Annotated in this window: 16 protein-coding genes; all 16 read right to left on the bottom strand. The window is 68.5% G+C overall.

The genetic code is table 11. The features are described from left to right. Nucleotides 1–6 precede the first annotated feature (6 nt). The gene (locus ACTU3I_RS04825) at nucleotides 7–1,260 is read right to left on the bottom strand and encodes a M24 family metallopeptidase (protein ID WP_442924502.1); all 1,254 of its coding nucleotides are present in this window, start codon (nucleotides 1,258–1,260) and stop codon (nucleotides 7–9) included. A 179-nt stretch (nucleotides 1,261–1,439) separates the two neighbouring features. Continuing rightward, nucleotides 1,440–1,856, bottom strand: a complete 417-nt coding sequence (locus tag ACTU3I_RS04820; RefSeq protein ID WP_442924501.1) for a nuclear transport factor 2 family protein — start codon at nucleotides 1,854–1,856, stop codon at nucleotides 1,440–1,442. Between the two features lie 52 nt (nucleotides 1,857–1,908). Further along, nucleotides 1,909–2,520: an NADPH-dependent F420 reductase gene (locus tag ACTU3I_RS04815; RefSeq protein ID WP_442924500.1), complete on the bottom strand. Its 612-nt coding sequence runs from the start codon at nucleotides 2,518–2,520 to the stop codon at nucleotides 1,909–1,911. A gap of 4 nt (nucleotides 2,521–2,524) precedes the next feature. Beyond that, complete coding sequence (locus ACTU3I_RS04810) at nucleotides 2,525–3,526, bottom strand: alcohol dehydrogenase catalytic domain-containing protein (protein WP_442924499.1); 1,002 nt, start codon at nucleotides 3,524–3,526, stop codon at nucleotides 2,525–2,527. Between the two features lie 78 nt (nucleotides 3,527–3,604). After that, nucleotides 3,605–4,036: an Rrf2 family transcriptional regulator gene (locus tag ACTU3I_RS04805; RefSeq protein WP_442924497.1), complete on the bottom strand. Its 432-nt coding sequence runs from the start codon at nucleotides 4,034–4,036 to the stop codon at nucleotides 3,605–3,607. 67 nt (nucleotides 4,037–4,103) lie between these two features. Beyond that, nucleotides 4,104–5,219, bottom strand: coding sequence for a zinc-dependent alcohol dehydrogenase (locus tag ACTU3I_RS04800; protein WP_442924496.1), 1,116 nt, complete (start codon nucleotides 5,217–5,219; stop codon nucleotides 4,104–4,106). Beyond that, nucleotides 5,216–6,118 (bottom strand): NAD(P)-dependent oxidoreductase, encoded by a 903-nt coding sequence (locus tag ACTU3I_RS04795; RefSeq protein WP_442924495.1) that lies wholly within the window; start codon nucleotides 6,116–6,118, stop codon nucleotides 5,216–5,218. The genes ACTU3I_RS04800 and ACTU3I_RS04795 overlap by 4 nt, the downstream gene beginning before the upstream one ends. Before the next feature lie 18 nt (nucleotides 6,119–6,136). Beyond that, nucleotides 6,137–7,177, bottom strand: coding sequence for a ketopantoate reductase family protein (locus ACTU3I_RS04790; protein ID WP_442924494.1), 1,041 nt, complete (start codon nucleotides 7,175–7,177; stop codon nucleotides 6,137–6,139). 16 nt (nucleotides 7,178–7,193) lie between these two features. Beyond that, nucleotides 7,194–7,490 carry a Dabb family protein gene (locus ACTU3I_RS04785; RefSeq protein ID WP_442924493.1) on the bottom strand — a complete coding sequence of 99 codons (297 nt, stop codon included), beginning with the start codon at nucleotides 7,488–7,490 and terminating at the stop codon, nucleotides 7,194–7,196. Beyond that, a complete protein-coding gene (locus ACTU3I_RS04780; protein WP_442924492.1) occupies nucleotides 7,487–8,290 on the bottom strand; it encodes an enoyl-CoA hydratase/isomerase family protein in 804 nt (267 codons plus the stop codon). The genes ACTU3I_RS04785 and ACTU3I_RS04780 overlap by 4 nt, the downstream gene beginning before the upstream one ends. Then, nucleotides 8,287–9,348: a zinc-binding dehydrogenase gene (locus ACTU3I_RS04775; protein ID WP_442924491.1), complete on the bottom strand. Its 1,062-nt coding sequence runs from the start codon at nucleotides 9,346–9,348 to the stop codon at nucleotides 8,287–8,289. The genes ACTU3I_RS04780 and ACTU3I_RS04775 overlap by 4 nt, the downstream gene beginning before the upstream one ends. Before the next feature lie 19 nt (nucleotides 9,349–9,367). Then, entirely contained in the window at nucleotides 9,368–10,378 is a 1,011-nt protein-coding gene (locus ACTU3I_RS04770) for a zinc-dependent alcohol dehydrogenase (protein WP_442924490.1), read from the bottom strand. Next, complete coding sequence (locus tag ACTU3I_RS04765; protein WP_442924489.1) at nucleotides 10,375–11,499, bottom strand: ABC transporter permease; 1,125 nt, start codon at nucleotides 11,497–11,499, stop codon at nucleotides 10,375–10,377. Before ACTU3I_RS04765 ends, ACTU3I_RS04770 begins: the two co-directional genes overlap by 4 nt. After that, nucleotides 11,499–13,055, bottom strand: a complete 1,557-nt coding sequence (locus ACTU3I_RS04760; protein ID WP_442924488.1) for a sugar ABC transporter ATP-binding protein — start codon at nucleotides 13,053–13,055, stop codon at nucleotides 11,499–11,501. Before ACTU3I_RS04760 ends, ACTU3I_RS04765 begins: the two co-directional genes overlap by 1 nt. Continuing rightward, a complete protein-coding gene (locus ACTU3I_RS04755; RefSeq protein ID WP_442924486.1) occupies nucleotides 13,052–14,746 on the bottom strand; it encodes a class I adenylate-forming enzyme family protein in 1,695 nt (564 codons plus the stop codon). Before ACTU3I_RS04755 ends, ACTU3I_RS04760 begins: the two co-directional genes overlap by 4 nt. A gap of 94 nt (nucleotides 14,747–14,840) precedes the next feature. Continuing rightward, complete coding sequence (locus ACTU3I_RS04750) at nucleotides 14,841–16,769, bottom strand: helix-turn-helix domain-containing protein (protein WP_442924485.1); 1,929 nt, start codon at nucleotides 16,767–16,769, stop codon at nucleotides 14,841–14,843. Nucleotides 16,770–16,820: the final 51 nt, after the last annotated feature.

The following is a 16,820-nucleotide window of genomic DNA, read 5'->3' as shown; positions in this document are numbered from 1 at the left end:
CGGCGATCAGTAGGGGTTGGCGACGACGAGGTCTTCTGCGGGGTACTTGGTGAGGATCACCGGGCCGTCCTCGGTCACCACGACCTCCTCCTCGATGCGCGCGGCGGAGTAGCCGTCACTCGCCGGGCAGTATGTCTCCACTGCGAACACCATGCCAGCCCGCAACTCGACCGGCTCCCGGTAGCTGTTCAGTCGCGAGATGATCGGCCGCTCATGCAGGCCCAGCCCCAAGCCGTGGCAGAACTGCAGCCCGAATGCGGACAGCTCGTCGTCGAAGCCCAGCGACTCGGCGGTCGGGAAAAGTGACGCGATCTCGTCCGAACCCACTCCGGGCCGGATGGCGCCGATCGCGTTGTCCATCCACTCGCGTGCGCGGGAGTACGCCGAGCGCTGCGGCCCGGTGGCGCGACCGACCGAGAACGTGCGGTAGTAGCAGGTCCGGTAGCCGTTGAACGAGTGGATGATGTCGAAGAACGCCTGATCGCCGGGCCGGATGATGCGGTCGGTGAAGTTGTGCGGATGCGGGTTGCACCGCTCACCCGAGATCGCGTTGACCGCCTCGACCTGGTCGGAGCCGTACTCGTAAAGCTTCTTGGCAGCGAGGGCGACGATCTCGTTCTCCCGCACCCCAGGCTTCAGCGCCTCGACGATGTCCTGATATACGCCGTCGACCATCGCCGCCGCCTGATTGAGCAGCATGATCTCGTCCGCGCTCTTGATCTCGCGCGCATCGAGCATGTGCTGCTGGGCGTCCACGACGCGGACACCCTGCCGCTGCAACTCGAACAGCAACGGCGGCTCCACGATGTCGATCCCGACGGGTGCGTCGGCCAGACCCAGATCGGTCAGGATGCCCTTTATCTGCGTGACGGCATCCGCCATCAACCCGGCGCCCGGTGAGACCGCACCCCGGAAGCCCAGAAAGCCGGGGTGGTTATGGTCATGCTTCAGCCAGGGAGAGTACAGCTGATGGTGGCGAACTGCCGAACCGAAGTCCCACAGGTGCGGGTCGTCGCGGCGTGTCAGCAGCGCGTAACGGATCATCTTGTCGCCGAGGGCTCCACCGACCCACGACTGGGTCGTGTAGCGGATGTTGTAGAAGTCGAAGAGCAGGAACGCTCCGCACTCGCTGGCATCCAGCGCCGCCTGCGCGCGCTCGATACGGTACCGCCGGAGTCGATCGAAGTCGACGCGCACCTCGTAATCCACCGCCATCTGGCCCGGGGTGAGGAGCGGTCGAGCCGGTGTTGTCTCATCCATGAGTCGCCCTCCAGTGCGGGACAGCAATAGCTACCGAACCATCGTGAGCGCATTCCGTTCCGCACACCATGTGGCTTCGACCACAGTTGGACAGGCATCCATAGGAGATCGCCTACCAGCGGATGGGGCCGGCGTCGTCCGACGCCGGCCCCGATCGCACACGTGGTGCTGCGTGTGCCTCACGCGAGCTCGAACGCCTCTGCGACGGTCAGCGTGTCCTCGTACAGGTGGAGCACCGTGATCTCGCCGTCCTCGACGACCAGATGCATCGCCACCGGCGTGGTGAACTGCCGGCCAGATGCCGCGATGGTGTGGCCGAAGGTGCCGAGGAAGACCACGTCCCCGTTGTCGATGAGGGTCTTTTCCAGGGAGACCTCGCTCTTGCCGTGGACGTAGCGCGGCCACATCAAGGAGAAGTAGGCGGCCACCTCGTCTCGGCGGCTGCGCCGCCCCGTCCACGGCAGCGTCCCGCTCCCGGGGACGTACCAGTCGATGCTCTCCGCGAAGAGGTCCTGGATGGCGTCCTGATCCTGGCGTCCGAGGGCGTCGAGGAACTTCCCGGCGACGGTGCGGGTGGTGGTGGTGTCGGTGGTCATGAGGGATCCTTTCCTAGGTGGTGCGGGTCGATTCCGTGCGAGATGCGCAGGGTCAGCCTTGCTGGATGAAGTGCTTGCCGTTCAGGGCGCCGCCCAGCTGCATTAGGGCGCCGCCATCGCGCAGCGACCCGAGGTCGACGGGAGCGAATCCGAGGCCCTCTCCCCAGCGGGCGAAAGCGGCCTTCGCCTCCGTGTCGTCGCCGGCGAAGAACACGACCTGTGAACCTTCCTCGTGCCGCGGGTCGGGCGCGATGAAGGTGGAGAACATGGCGTTGAAGGCCTTGATGACGGTGGCGCCGGGGAAGTGCTGGGCCACCCACTCAGTGCCGGTCAGTGGCGACACGTCCGCGAATCCGCGATAGGGGTTGGCCTCGGCGAACTGGTTCGTCATGTCGACCACGACGCGTCCCGACCAGTCGTCGAGGCGCTCGCCCACCGCGGGCACGTTGATGAAGGGGACCGCGACCAGCACCAGGTCTGCCGCAGCGGCCTGCTCGAACGTGGCGGCGGTCGCACCCGGACCGACCGCCGTCACGGCCGCCTCGAGTGTCTGAGGGCCGCGGCTGTTGCTGAGCAGCACCGGGTAGCCCGCCTTGGCGGCGTGCGCGGCCACGGCGCGCGCCGGGGCGCCGGCGCCGATCGTTCCGATCGTGGTGAATTCCATCGTCCTACTCCTTTCCGAACCGCAACAGGGTCATCCCCGCCGCGTTCGCTCGTGTCGCGGCCACCGCCTCGGCGAGGTCGTCGAGCGCGGCGGGGTGCTGCACCGCGAGCAGTTCAGGATGCTGCAGCGCAATCTCGACGGCGACCTTCTGATCGGCGATGCGGACCGCTTCGGGACGAGTCGTCCAGCGGGAGATGCTCACGGCCCGGATCTGCAGCTCGCGCACGAGCAGGTCCGAGGTGGTGAGGGTCCATGGCTGGGCCGCGAGGTCGCCCCACACCACGAGCGTGCCGGCGTCGCGGAGGAAGGGCAGGATCTCCTGGACGAAGGTGCCGCCGTGCGCATCCGTGATCGCCGGTACGCGCCCGCCGACCGCGTCCCGCAGGTCTGCTCGCCAGGAATCGCGCTCGGTGATCACCACCGCGACTTCAGGAAAGACCTCGCGCACGGTGCGTGCCGACCGCTCGCTGCGCACGACAGCGACCACGGGCCAATGACGGTCCAGGGCCTGCTTGACGATCAGCTTGCCCACCGCGGACGCGGCCGCCGAGACGATGAGCGGCACGTCGTCGGCTGCCCCGGCTTCGGCGCGGGCCTCTTCTACCGCTCGCAGCACCTCGCGTGAGGTGATGGTGTTCACGAGCACGATACTCGCTGTCTCGTCGGAGACGCCATCGGGGATCGGCACCGCGAACTCGGCGCGCACGTTCACGCGCTCGGACCACGTCCCGGCCGCGGGGAAGACCGCGACGCGATCACCCACGCTCAGGTTGTGCACCGCCTCGCCCACCGCGACCACGGTGCCGGCACCCTCGGTGCCCAGCCGCCGGATGGGAACACCCTCACCGAGCGGGGCCTGGGTGCCCACGAGGTCGCCGCGGTGCATGGGGGCGACCGAGATCCGCACCTGCACATCGCGGGTCCGCGGAGATGGTGCGTCAGCAACGTCCTCGACGTGCGCGACGGTGGCCGCGTCGCCTGCTTCACGCTGGATGACAGCTTTCATGACGCTCACGTTTCCTTTCTGTTGTAACCATTGCTGTTACGACTGTGGCCTGGAAAATCCCGACCCGGGAGGCCCCGGTCAGGCGGCGTTCAGAACGTCGCGGAGGACATCCTCGAGCGTCACCTTGCCGAGCTGCTGATGGAGCACGTCCTCGACCTGGGAGTACACCGCCGTCATTGCCGAGCCGATGCCCGAGCCCACGACGCAGTCCGGGTCGGGCGTGGAGCGGTGGAGCGCGAACAGCGGCCCCGGTTCGATCGCCCGATAGACATCGAGCAGCGTGATGTCGGCCATGTCTCTCGAGAGGGTCCATCCCGCACCGGCACCACGCCGCGACTCAGCGAGGCCCGCCGTGCGCATCTCGGTGAGCAGGCGGCGGATGACGACGGGGTTGGTGTTGACGCTCTTGGCCACCTGTTCGGACGTGGCGACGGAGTGTCCGCGGCGCTGGTACAGTCCGATCCACGTCAGCGCGTGCGCAGCGATCGTGAGCCGGCTGTTCGCGCTCATGTCACCCATCCTCCCTATCTGACTGTAACCATAACAGTTACAACCAGACTGGGCAACCCGCAGCGAGTCAGGGGGACTCGCCCACCCGCGTGGGTCGCGCTTTCTCGGCCCAGGGGTCGATGAGCATCTTGATGGCCGGGGCACGTCCTTCGCTCATGGGCTGCAGGGCCGACCCCACGATGTCCTGCAGCGGGATCACGCGAGGCGCAATGCGCGACCATCCGCCCGGTCGGCTCGCGATGAGGTCGACCGCACGCGGGAAGTCGCGCTCCCGGATCTGCGCATTCGTACCGATGAGGGACCGCTCGTAGAGCGTGACGGGGCGCAGATCGATGTCGATCGGGCCCTTCTGCATCCCGACGACGACGATCCGTGCGCCCTTTGGCGCGATCTGCAATGCGGTCTTCATGCCGCCAGCAGAACCACTGACCTCGAAGATCACCCGGATCTCGCTGCCGTGGGTGGCCTCGAGGATGCGGGCTCCGTCCTCGGGCGAGCCCGCCACCCGCACGGTGCGCGCGGCGCCCAACTCCGCGGCGATGTCGAGGCGCTCCTCGTCTACGTCGGCGGCGACCACATCCGCGCCGGCACTCGCCAGCGCGTAGGTAAGGAACGCCCCGATCCCTCCCACGCCCTGGACGAGCACCGTCTGGCCGGCCACGTCCCCGGCGCGGGCGACGCAGTGCACGGCGATCGCCATCGGCTGGCAGAGCGCGGCCTCGTCCAGAGAGATCCCGCGGCCGTCGATGGACACGCAGCTCTCGACCGGCGTCGTGACGTAGTGCGCCAGAGCGCCGTCCCGATGCAATCCCACCCCGGCGTAGCGCGCGCACATATTGGTCTCCCCGCGCAGGCACGCAGCGCATTCCCCACAGGCGACAGAGCCGCAGGATGCAACTCGCCGGCCGAGCCACGCCGAATCGACCCCGTCCCCGATCTCGACTACCGTGCCGGAGAACTCGTGACCGGGGACGATCGGTCCGACATGGCCTGTGGCGGGGTGAGGCACCTCGAACGGGTACTGGTGCGGCCCGTAAGCCCACTCGTTGGAATCGGACCCGCAGACGCCGACTGTCCCCACCTTGAGAAGCAGCTCACCGGGTCGCACGCGGGGCATCGGGTGCTCCTCGACACGCACGTCGCGGATGCCGTGGTACACCGCCGCGGTGATCGCCGCGCTCATGCCGCGCGCTCCGGGCGCAGCTGCATGCCGGCATCTCGTGCCACCTGAAGTACGAGGGCAGCGTAGTCGAGCCCTTCCCCGAGTCCCGAGGCCACCAACCGCGAATACTCCACCTCGGTCGCCGAGAGCACCGGCATCGGGATCTCCTTGTCGGACGCCGCTGCGAGGGCCAGACGGATGTCCTTGCGCTGCCCGAACGGCGAGAAGGTCTGCGGGAACTCCAGTTCGACGATGTTCGGCGTCTTGTAGCGCGTGAGCGGCGATCCCACCGCGCTGTCGTTGATGAATTCCATCAGTTGCGCCCGACGCACCCCGAGCCCGTCGGCGAGCACAGCCACCTCGGCGAGGGACTGCATGATGACCGACAGGACGGCGTTCGTGCACAGCTTGACGACGTTGGCGGATGCGCCCGGGCCGACGCGGTACACCTTGCGGCCGATGTCCGACATCACCCGTTCGGCGGCGTCCACCGCCGCCTCATCATCCCCGGAGATCGCGAAGATGGCGTTGCCGGTGTGCACGACACCCGGATTGCCGCTCACCGGCGCCGACACGTACGCGGCACCGGCCGCGCGGGCGGCCGCCGCCGCGGCCAGCGCGGCCTCCACCGAGACCGTGGAGCAGTCGATCCAGACACGCCCGGCAACCGGCCCGTTCAGCAGGCCCGACTCGGAGTGGATCGTGCGCAGCGCCGCGTCGTCGGAGACCATGGTGACGATCACGTCGTACCGGGCGGCGTCGGCGACGGCATCCAGCCGCGTCGCACCCGCCGCCACAAGCACATCGGCCTTGCTGGCGGTCCGGTTCCAGACTCCGACGTCCCTGCCGGCGGCCAGGAGCCGCTCCACCATCGCCGTGCCCATCCGTCCGAGCCCGATCCACGCGATTGTCTCGCTCATTGTTGTTCTGCCTGCCTTCTATCGAGAGGGTTCTGCCGCCAGCTGCCTGAGCAAGGCGAGATTGTCGATACCGGGTTCGAGCTCGTGGCGCTCGATCCGCCGTGCGATTTCCACCACCGCCGCGTTGACGGGGGCGGACAGTCCGTGCCTCAGCGAAAGATCCACGACCCGTCCGTTGAGATCGTCGACCTCGCTGTGGCGCCCTTTGATCCAGTCCTGGAGGATCGTCGTCTTCGACGAAGGCAGGACGAAGCCGCCGAGCAGGGTCTCCAGCAGCACCTCGACGACCGTGTCAGGATCGGCGACGTCCTCCGGGCGCAGCCCGAAGATCGGGAGGATGCGGTATCCCTGTGCTCGACCCGCCGCCAGAGCTTCGTTCCCCGAGCGCAGCATGAGCTCACGCATCTCGGGGATCGCCGCCGCCTCGGTCATCGGGAGCCCCAGCAGGGCGGTGGTGACGAGAGTCGTGGCGTTGCTGACGAGCTTCATCCATTTGGCCGACAGGATGTCGTCGACCACCTCGACGGTTCCGACTGCGCGCAGCAGCTCTGCGACCTCCTCCTCCCGTCCCCGCGTCTGCGGGTAGGCGCTGCCGACGGCGAACCAGGATCGGTCGCTGGGCGAATGCCGTTCGATGATGCCGGGATCGAACATCATCGAGGTGATCTCGATGACGCAGCCCATGGTTCGCGACTCTCCGACGACGGCCGCGACGTCGGCCACCGTCATTCCGTTCTGTACGCCGACGACGAGACCGTCTTCGGTCAGATGCGGCTTGATCAGTTCAGCGGCCCACCGGGTGTCGTACGCCTTCATGAGCAGCAGGACGATGTCGAACGGCTCGGTGAACGTGGCGACATTGCACAGGTCGTACACGGTCACCGGCACGGTGAGCGTCTCGGTGGGCATGACGATGGTGGCGCCGTCGCGGGCCATGACGCGCACATGTTCGGGCCACTGCTCGATGAGCGTGACGTCGTGACCGGCACGGGTGAGGTCTGCGCCGATGGAGGCGCCGTTCGCGCCCGCGCCGAGCACGGCGATGCGAGGGTGTGACACGGTGAGCTCTTCCTGATCAGACGACGTAGTCGGCGACGGCCTTGGCCGAGGCGATGGCGGCGACGACGTCGAGCGCCTTCTTGTGGTCGGAGTGTGTCTGGTAGGCCGCGAGGGCGTCCCAGTCGTCGTGCTCGGAGAGCAGGACGGCATCCCAATGGCTGTCGATACCCGTCGTGTCCGCGTCGACGCGCAGGGAGCGCACGCCGGGCAGTGCCACCAGCGGCTCGAGAGTCGACTTGAGGGTGGCGACCCGACCGGCGCGGACGTCGGCGGATTCCCCTTCGAGCTTGAACACGACGATATGGCGGATCACAGGACGTCCTTTCGGGGGGCCGGCCGCCACACCGGCGACCGCTTCTGTACGAAGGCTTCGACGCCCTCGTCGAGATCGCGGGACGCGATCACTTCATCCCACGCATCGGCGATGTGCGCCCAGGCATGCTCGTCGCGAGCGGGCATGCCCCACACGGTGTGGACCAGCCGCTTCGTGGCGCGCACCGCGGCGGGCGAGTTCGCACATATCCGTCTGGCCAGGGCGATGGCCCGATCCAGATGCGTGCCCTCGGGGACGACCGCATTGACCAGGCCCCACTCGTAGGCCTCACGCGCGCGAACCGGCCTGCCGGTGAGGAGCAGCTCCATCGCGATCTTCTGCGGGATGGCGGTGGGTGCGCGCAGCGTCCCGCCGCCGGCGGCGATGATCCCGCGGGTCACCTCCGGAAACCCGAACGAGGCGCTGTCATCCGCCACGATCAGGTCGCAGGCGAGGGCGATCTCGGCTCCGCCGCCCATGGCGGGGCCGCGGACGGCCGCGATCACCGGCTTGTCGACGTAGCGACGGGCGATCCCCGCGAAGCCCCACTCCGGATGCTGCGGTGCGCCAACCACGGTGGGAGCCGACACGCCAGCGAACTCCTTCAGATCCATCCCCGCGCAGAACGCATCGCCCCGGCCGGTCAGAACGAGTACGCCGACTTCGTCGTCGGCCAGCGCCCGGTCGATCGCGTCCGACAGTTCGCTCGCGGTCCGGGAGTCGATGGCGTTGCGCGCCTGGGGCCGATCGAGCGTGAGGACCGCCACGTCGCCGGCGGAGGCGTCATACGCGACCGTCATCGGAGATCCCCTCCGCGGTAGTCCAGAAGGATCGCCAGCGTCTCCTCCGGGTGCTGATCGATCCGCTCGTAGGCCGCGGGCGCGTTCGCGAACGGCTCGCGATGGCTGAGGAGACGGGAGACGTCGACGCCGGCGAGCAAGTCCATGACTGCGCTCATCCGCCGCTCGTCGTCCCAGCGCGCCTGCAGGCCGGATCCGATCGCGCCAACGAAGGAGCTGATCACGCGGTGGCGCCGGAAGTGGAACTCGGGGGCCAGGCGCAGCCTCACCTCCCGGGAACCGTAGTACGACACCACGACGATGGTGCCTTCCTGGCCGGTCACGTCGATCATGGTCTGAAGTGCCGCGGCCGCGCCGCTCACCTCGTAGGACTGATCGGCACCACGGCCGGAGGACAGCTCAGCGACCGCGGCGGCCGCGTCCTGCGGAGGAACCACCGCATCCGCGCCGAGATAGCGTGCGCGCTCCCGGCGCGACTCGAGTGGGTCGATGAGCACGAGCTTGCCGACGATCGGACGCACAAGGCCGGCGAGGAAGTGGCCGATGACCCCGAGGCCTGAGACGACGACGACGTCCCCGTAGCGCACCGGCGCATCGAGCGTCGCATTGAACGCGACGGCGAAGAGGTTCGCGAAGGCCGCCTGGTCGAAGCTCACCGTGTCGGGGATGGGGAACACCAGCGGTGCCGACCCCACCATGAAGTCGACGCCCCGGGTCCGGATCCAGCAGTTGAACAGGTTCTGATGCGGGTGATAGCAGAACACCCGATCCCCGATGCCGAAGCCGGAGCGGTCCCCGGTCGCCACGACACGACCGACCACCTGGTAGCCGTACTTCACCGGGAACGGGTGCGTTCCCGCCATGGTCTCCAGCTCGACCTCGCCCGGGCTCACCGTCTGACCCCGGTACACGGTCATCTCGGTTCCGGCGCTGACGAGCGAGACCTCCGCCTGCACCTGCACCTCGTCGGGCAGGGGCGCGGCGATGCGCTCGGGTCGCAGCTCTGCGCGGCGCGGCTGCGCGAACCAGACGGCCGACGCGGAATGCCCTGCGTTCATCGTCTCTTCCTCCCGATTCCTATGAGCAGTCGATCAAGATCTTGGCGACGTCGTTCGCGCCGCGCATGCGGTCGAAGGCGTCCAATGCGCGCTCGAGGGGAACGACGTCGCTGATGAGCGGGCGAACGTCCACCGCGCCGGTGCGCAGAAGCTCGATCGCACCGGCGAAATCGACCTCCGGCTCGTGCGCCAGGCTGAACCCGAGGGTGAGCTCCTTGGAATGCGCGGTGGCGGGGTCGGAGATGACGATGGGCTCCGTGTGCCACCCCACCGTCATGACCGTGCCGCCGGGAGCGGCCAGTTGCACCGCGGAGTCCACAGCGGCCGGAGCGCCGGCGCAGTCGATGACGATGTCGAACGCGTCTCGATGCTCAGGGACCTCGGACGGGTCGAGCACTTCGCCGAACCCCTGCTGCGCCGCTAGCGCACGGCGACCCGCGGAGGGCTCGACGATCGCGATCCGTGCCGCTGCGCGTACGCGCGATACGGCGCCGACGAGCAGGCCCACGGGCCCGGCCCCCAGGATGGCCACGGTCGACCCCGCCGTCACTCCTGCCCGCCGCACGCCGCGCACGGCGACAGCGAGCGGCTCGACCAGGGCACCCTCGCGCGTGGACACCGTCTCGGGGAGGGCCCATACCCGCCTCACGTCGACGGCGACGTACTCCGCCAGTCCGCCGTCGACGCCGAGTCCCACCCCGCCGGCCGTGCTGGCCCACAGGCACTGGTTGAAGTGCCCGCGCAGACAGGCGGAGCAGGTGCCGCAGGAGATGCTCACCGGGTTGACCGACACACGCGTCCCCACGCCCACCCCGTCGACGCCCGGACCGAGCGCGACGACGGTACCGGCGAACTCGTGCCCCATGACGACCCCGGGCGTGAAGACGTCCGGCAATACCGATGCGTGCAGGTCGGTCCCGCAGATCCCGCCGGCCCCCACTTTGACGAGCACCTCGCCGTCGCCGGGCGACGGTGTGGGGATCTCGCGCACCGAGACGGAATGCTCCTCGTCGTAGACGACCGCCTTCATCGGATGCTCATCCCTCTCTCGCCCGCCGCGTCCGGCTCGGAGCGCTGCTCCGCGTCCTTCCCGGTTCGGGGCGGTGCGACGATCGCGCCCTCCGCCGCCCGGGCTGCCGAGAGGTCCCGCCGCCGGGCGATGAGCGTCGACAGCATCACCGCCACGACCAGCGAAATACCGTTGAAGACCGGCTGCACCCACACGTCCGCGCCGAGGAGGGTGAAACCGCTCACGCTGATGGCGACGAAGAAGACGCCGATGATGGTGCCCCAGACGTTGTACTTACCGGGCCGGATGGTCGTGGCGCCGAGGAAGACGGCCGCCAGCGCCGGAAACAGGAAGGCGGTGCCGATGGTCGGGTCCCCGGCGCCGCCGCGGGACGTCTGCAGCGCCCCGGCGGCAGCGGCGAGGGTCGCGGAGATCACGAAGCTGATCCAGATCGTGCGACGCGTGTTGATGCCGACGAGCCGGGCGGCGTTCTCATTGATGCCGATCGCCTCCAGGCGACGTCCGAACGGGATCTGCGTGAGGAAGTACCAGACCACCAGGCCGACGACGATCAGGATGTAGAACGGGCGGGGGATCCCGAGCCAGCTCTCCGAGCTCCACTGCCCGAACTCCCGCGGAATCCCCTGCGTGATCAACTGTCCGTTGGTGTACCAGATGATGAGACCGAGCAGCGCGGTGTACGTGCCGAGGGTGACCACGAACCCGTTGAGCCGGAGTCCGGCGACGAGGAACCCGTTGATGAACCCGATGACGGCCCCCGCTCCGAGTCCGAGCAGGATACCCACCCAGACGGGCAGCCCGTACGGGCCGATGGCGGCAGCGACGACGATGTTGCTGACACCCGTGACCGCGCCCACGGACAGGTCGAAGTAGTTCCCCGTCAGGGGTACCACCATCGCCAGCGCCACGAGCGCGGTCACGGCCTGGTTGGCGAGGATGTTGTTGATGTTCGCCGAGCTGGTGAACACCGGCCCCGTGAGGGGGTTCAGAGAGAACAACAGGATCATGATCAGCATGAGCAGCGGCAGACCGAGCTGCTCCAGGAGCTGCATGGTCCGGCTGCCCGCCCGTCCACGCGCTTCGCGGTCGTCTCGCGCCTTCTGCGCGACAGAGGTGTTCATCACTGTTCCTTCGCTTTCAACTGGTGCGCAGCCTGGGTGACGGCATGCACGGTCACTTCGTCTCCTCGAAGCTCTGCCACGACGCGGCCCGAGTGGAAGACGATCACGCGGTCCGAAACCGCGGCGAGCTCCTCGAAGTCCGAGGCGATGACGATCGCTCCAGCACCGCGGTCGGTGGCGTCGCGGATGATGCGGTAGATGTCGGCGCGCGCCCCGACGTCGACACCGTGCGTGGGCTCGTCGAGCAGAAGCAGGTCCGGATGCAGCCGCAGCCACCTCGCCATGACGACCTTCTGCTGATTGCCTCCGGACAGCGATGACAGCAGGGCGCTGGGGCTCTTGGCACGAACCGAGAACGCTTGCATGTCTTCGGCGGCATCCTTGCCGATGCTGCGGTCCGAGACCCGCCCACCCCGGAAGTAGCCGGCGAGGGCCGGCATGGCGATGTTCGCTCCGACGGTCGCATCCAGGAAGACCGATTCGTGAAAGCGGTCCTCCGGGACGTAGGCCACACCTGCCCGGATGGCGTCTGCGGGCGACTGGGGCTGATAGTCATGGCCGTTCAGCGTCATCCTCCCGGAGGAGAGGCGGAGATCTCCGAACGCCACCCGGAGCAGTTGGGTGTGACCGCTGCCGAGCAGCCCGGCCAGGCCGACGATCTCTCCGCGCGACACCTGCAGGTCGACGTCGCGGAGGGGCCCGGAGGACACGCCCTGCATCTCCAAGAGGGTGTCGGTCCGCGCGGCCGCCGGAGGCAGTGCCAGCGCCGATTCGACCTGGCGGCCCAGGATGAGGTCGACGAGCTTCTTCTCGTCCAGCTCCTCCCGCGGGTAGGTGCCGATGAACTTCCCGTCGCGCAGCGCCGTCACCCGGTCGGCGATCGAGAGGATCTCATCCAGCCGGTGGCTCACGTACAGGATCGACTGCCCGGCCGCGGCATACCGCCGCAGCTGGTTCAGGAGCATCTCGACCTCATGGGCGGGCAGCGCGGCGGTGGCCTCGTCGAGAATGAGCAGCCCCGAGCTCGCGTCGTCCTGGTCCTGCATCGCCCGGGCGATCGCGACCTGCGTGTGGGTCGCCTTGCCGAGGGCGCCCAGCTGGGTGTCGGGGTCGGCGTCGATCTCGAACCGCTCGATGAGCTCGCGGGCGCGGCGCTTGAGCGCTCGCCACCGGATGCCGCCGAGGGGGTGGCGCTCGTAGACCGAACCGAGCGCGAGGTTCTCCGCGACGGACATCCCGAGGAAGACGCCGAGATCCTGGTGGACGACGCGCACGCCGTGGGCGCGGGAGATCTCTGGCGTGATGGTCTGCGTGTCGACCGATCTCCCGGCGAAGTCCAACCGGCCACTGTCTCCCTGATACACCCCGGAGAGCACCTTGATGAGCGTAGACTTCCCCGAGCCGTTCCCACCGACCAGCGCGTGAATCTCGCCCGACCGGACCGACAGGCTGACGTCGTCCAACGCGCGGTTGCCCGGGAACGTCTTGGTGAGGTGCTCGACTCCGAGCCGCATCGAGCGGTTCGGATCGCCCGTCGTCTCTACGAGTTCGGTCATGGCGCATCGACCTCCTTGTCGTTGCGATCGCTGGATGCCGGCTCCGCCTGGGAACCGGTGCGCAGTTGGAGGATGACAGTCTCCTCCGGGTCGGTGGAGAATCGGTATTCCCGGTAGGCGCTGAGTGCGGAGGCCATCTCCGCTTCCAATTGCTTGCGCTTGGGCTTGCCGGTGGCCGTGAAGGGCACCGAGTCGCCGAAGACGAGCACCTTGGGTGCGCGCTCATAGGGGAGGATCGAGCGAGCGTGGCGCGCGAGCTCGACGGGGTCGATGCCGGCGTCCGCCACGACGTACGCCGCCACCTCCTCCCCGAACACCGAGTGTGCGAACCCGAACGTCAGCGCGTGCTCGAGCCCGGGGAAGCCGGCCAGCGCCGCGTCCACCTCCACCGGGGAGATATTCGCTCCACCTCTGATGATGACCTCCTTGATCCTGCCGGCCACGAAGAAGAACCTCTCACCGCCCGGGCCAGCGTGCCAGAAGCCCTCGTCGCCGGTGCGGAACCACCGGCCGCGGAACACCGCGGCCGTGGCGGCCGGCTTGCCGGCGTAGCCCTGCATGACGGTGGCGCCGCGGACCTCGATCTCGCCGCGCTCTCCGGCCGCCACCGGGCGACCCTCGCCATCGGCGACCCGCACCTCCACGTGGGCCACGGCGGAACCGATGCTGGGGAAGCCGTAGCGGGTGTACCAGGAGCGTCGCTCGGCATCCGTCACCCGGGGCATCATGGTCGCGACCGCGGTCGTCTCCGACAGGCCGTAGAGGTGACGCACCGGAATGCCGAACCGGTCCTCGAAGGCGCTGACGGTCGCCGGCAGCAACGGCCCCGCGCCGCACAGCACCTCGCGCAGGCGCAGCGTGGGCTCGACCTCGGCTCGCAGGAGCAACTCCATGACTGTCGGGACCACACTGCACGCGGTGGCCTCGGTCTCCCGCACGTTCTGCCAGAACCCCTGCGCATCGAAGCGCGGCTGCAGGACGGTCGACCACCGCTGGAACCAGGGCAGCAGACTGCTGATTATGAGGCCGTTGACGTGGTGGATCGGGAGCACGGTGATGATGCGGGTGTCCGCATCCCACTGCAGCCGCTCGGCGATCGCGTCGCAGTCGATGAGCATGCTGCGCGCCGTGATCTGCACACCCTTGGGTTCTCCGGTCGTACCGCTGGTGTAGACCAGCAGGGCGGGTTGGTCCAGGCGAGGCTCGATCTCCACGGGCGCGTCGCAGGCGAGGTCGGGGACGTCCACCGCCACCTGACGCCTCAGCCAGACGCGCCCGCCGAACCCGGCGATGATCGCGCGGGCGTCGGGGAAGGATTCGTCGTCGCACACCAGCAGTTTCACGGCGGAGTCCGCGAGGATGTCGGCCTTGCGCTGCGGGGCGTCCGCCGGGTTGAGGGGCACCAGGCAGGCGCCGATCGTCCAGGCGGAGTAGGCCACGATCAACGCCTCGGCCGAGTTCCCCAGGGCCGTCGCGACCGCATCTCCGGCGCCGACGCCCTCGTCGCGCAGCAGCCGGGCGTTGTGCGCCACAGTGGCTTTCCACTGTGCACGGGTCCAGGTCACCCGCCGATCCGACGCGGGCGCCATGAGGAAGACCGTGTCGGCATCGTCCTGCGCGTAGAAGAACTCCGCGAACGACCGCCAGAGGGGCGAGTACCCGTCCAGGTCAGCATTGACCGCGTTCTGCATGGGTCCATCGTGAGGCGTGCGGATGCCTCACACCATGTGTGATCTCCTACACTTGCAGCCCGATTGCGAGAGATCTCTCCGTACCGAGCGCGCGTCACGGAGTCGGCAGGGCAGACGCCTCGCCCACGAGCGACCGGCGCAGCGTGAGCGCGAGCTGCAGTTCCAGCGCACGATCTCCCACTCGCCAGTCCTCGCCCAGGAGCTGGGATACGCGATCGAGGCGCTGATAGAGCGTGTTGACGTGGATCCCGAGTCGGCGAGCGGCCTCGCCCGGGCTCGAAGCGAGTTCGAGGTAGGTCTGCGCGGTGGCCAGGAGATTGGTCCCACGCTTGTCGTCGTGCGCAATGAGCGGTTCGAGCCGCTCATTCACGAACTCGCCGATAGCACCGGGGCTGGCCGCACGCAGGAGGAATCCGAGGGCGCCCAGGTCGTCGGCGGCGCTGACATCGCCGACACGGCCGAAGGCGAGGAGGGCATCGACGCACCGCACCGCCTGTTCGTACGCGGCGCGCAGTTCTTTGACCGTCCGGCAGTCCCGGGAGTACCCCATCGTGACTCGGCAGGTCGCCATCCGTTGCAGGCTCCCGTGGAGGGCGCGGATGTCCCCACCCTCGGGCCCGCCGTCCACCAGCATGACGATCCGGCCGTGCCAGCGCGACATGATCAGCGGGCGCACCGAGGCGAACGCCCATCCGCCGTCGCCCAGCACGAGGTCCGTGCCGACATCGGCCACGACGATCCGGTAGGGTTTGTCCTCGGTCAGCCCGAGCAATCGTGCCCGCGTCTCCAGATCGGCCTCCGGCACTCCAGACGCGATGAGATCCAGCAGGAACGAGCTCTTCACACGCTCCTCGGCGGCGCGGTGGGCTTCATCGAACATCTCGAGGAAGGCCACCACAAGCGCCGCCCGCTCAGCGGTTCGTCGGTCGAGGTCGGGCAGCGGCTCCCCCAGCACCACGAGGAAGGCCTGCAGCTCCCCGTGGACGGCCACGGGGAAGGCCTCGATCCGAGATTCGCGCGAGATCTCGACCGTCACGGGCCTCATCGTCGTGGCCACCTCGTCGAGGATCGGACGCAGCTCAGGTGCGGCGGACTCGGATGCCAGCGCGGAGCCGCTCTCGCGAATCTCTCCCGCTCGGTCGCACAGGATCACGGTGCGATCGAGCTTCTCTGCGAGCAGGTCCAGAACCTCCGTCGCGCTCCCGCCGACAGTGACCAGACGCACCAGCTGCTCGTGCACGTCGGCCGAGCGGGCGATCGCGTGCGCGTACTCGCGAAGCTCCTGCTGCGCATCAGCGAGTTCGTTCACCGCCTCCTCCTTCTCGGCGAGATAGGACTTCGCCTCGATCGCGATGGCGGCATGATCGGCGAGCGAGCACAGCAGCGAGACCTCATCCGGCGTGAACTCGCGAACGTAGCGGTCCGCGGCGAACAGCACGCCGATCACCCGGCTTCCCACGCGGAGCGGGACGCCGAGGATGGCGACGATGTTCTCGGCCCGCACGACCTCGTCGATCGGGTGCAGGAAGCGATCGTCGGCGGCGTAGTCGGCGGTCCAGTGGGGGGCTCCCTCCGCGACGACGACTCCGCCGAGGCCGAACCCGACCGGGAGACGGATCGAGCGGAAGTCGGCGGTCACCGCACCCTCAGTGGCGCGCATATATGTTTCGCCCGCCTCGGCATTGAGCATCATCAGGTACGTCACGTCGCTGCCTAGTAACTGACGCGCGCGATGCACGATCGCCACGAGCGCTTCGTCGAGGTCGGATTGGAGCGCAATCTCGCTCGCAGTGGCGAACAGCGCAGCCAGCTGGCGCTCGTGCGTGCGCAGGCGGCGCACTGCCTGATAGGACCGCCGCATCGCCCCCTCGATCTCCGTCCGCCCCAGCTCGTCGAGCGAGAGGAGACGCGCGAGTTGATCCAGGTCCGCGACGAGGTCACCAGACCACCGGTCTTCGGATGCCGCCGCGACGATCCGCGCGATCAAGCTCGCGACGGAGAAGACTGACGTTTCCGCTGCCATGGAGAATCACCTTCGATTGAGCTGCGCGCATTGGAGAAATGCACATGGATA

Source organism: Microbacterium sp. RD1 (assembly GCF_052220165.1).
Taxonomy (GTDB): Bacteria; Actinomycetota; Actinomycetes; order Actinomycetales; family Microbacteriaceae; genus Microbacterium.
This window is presented reverse-complemented; position numbering and strand designations above follow the sequence as displayed.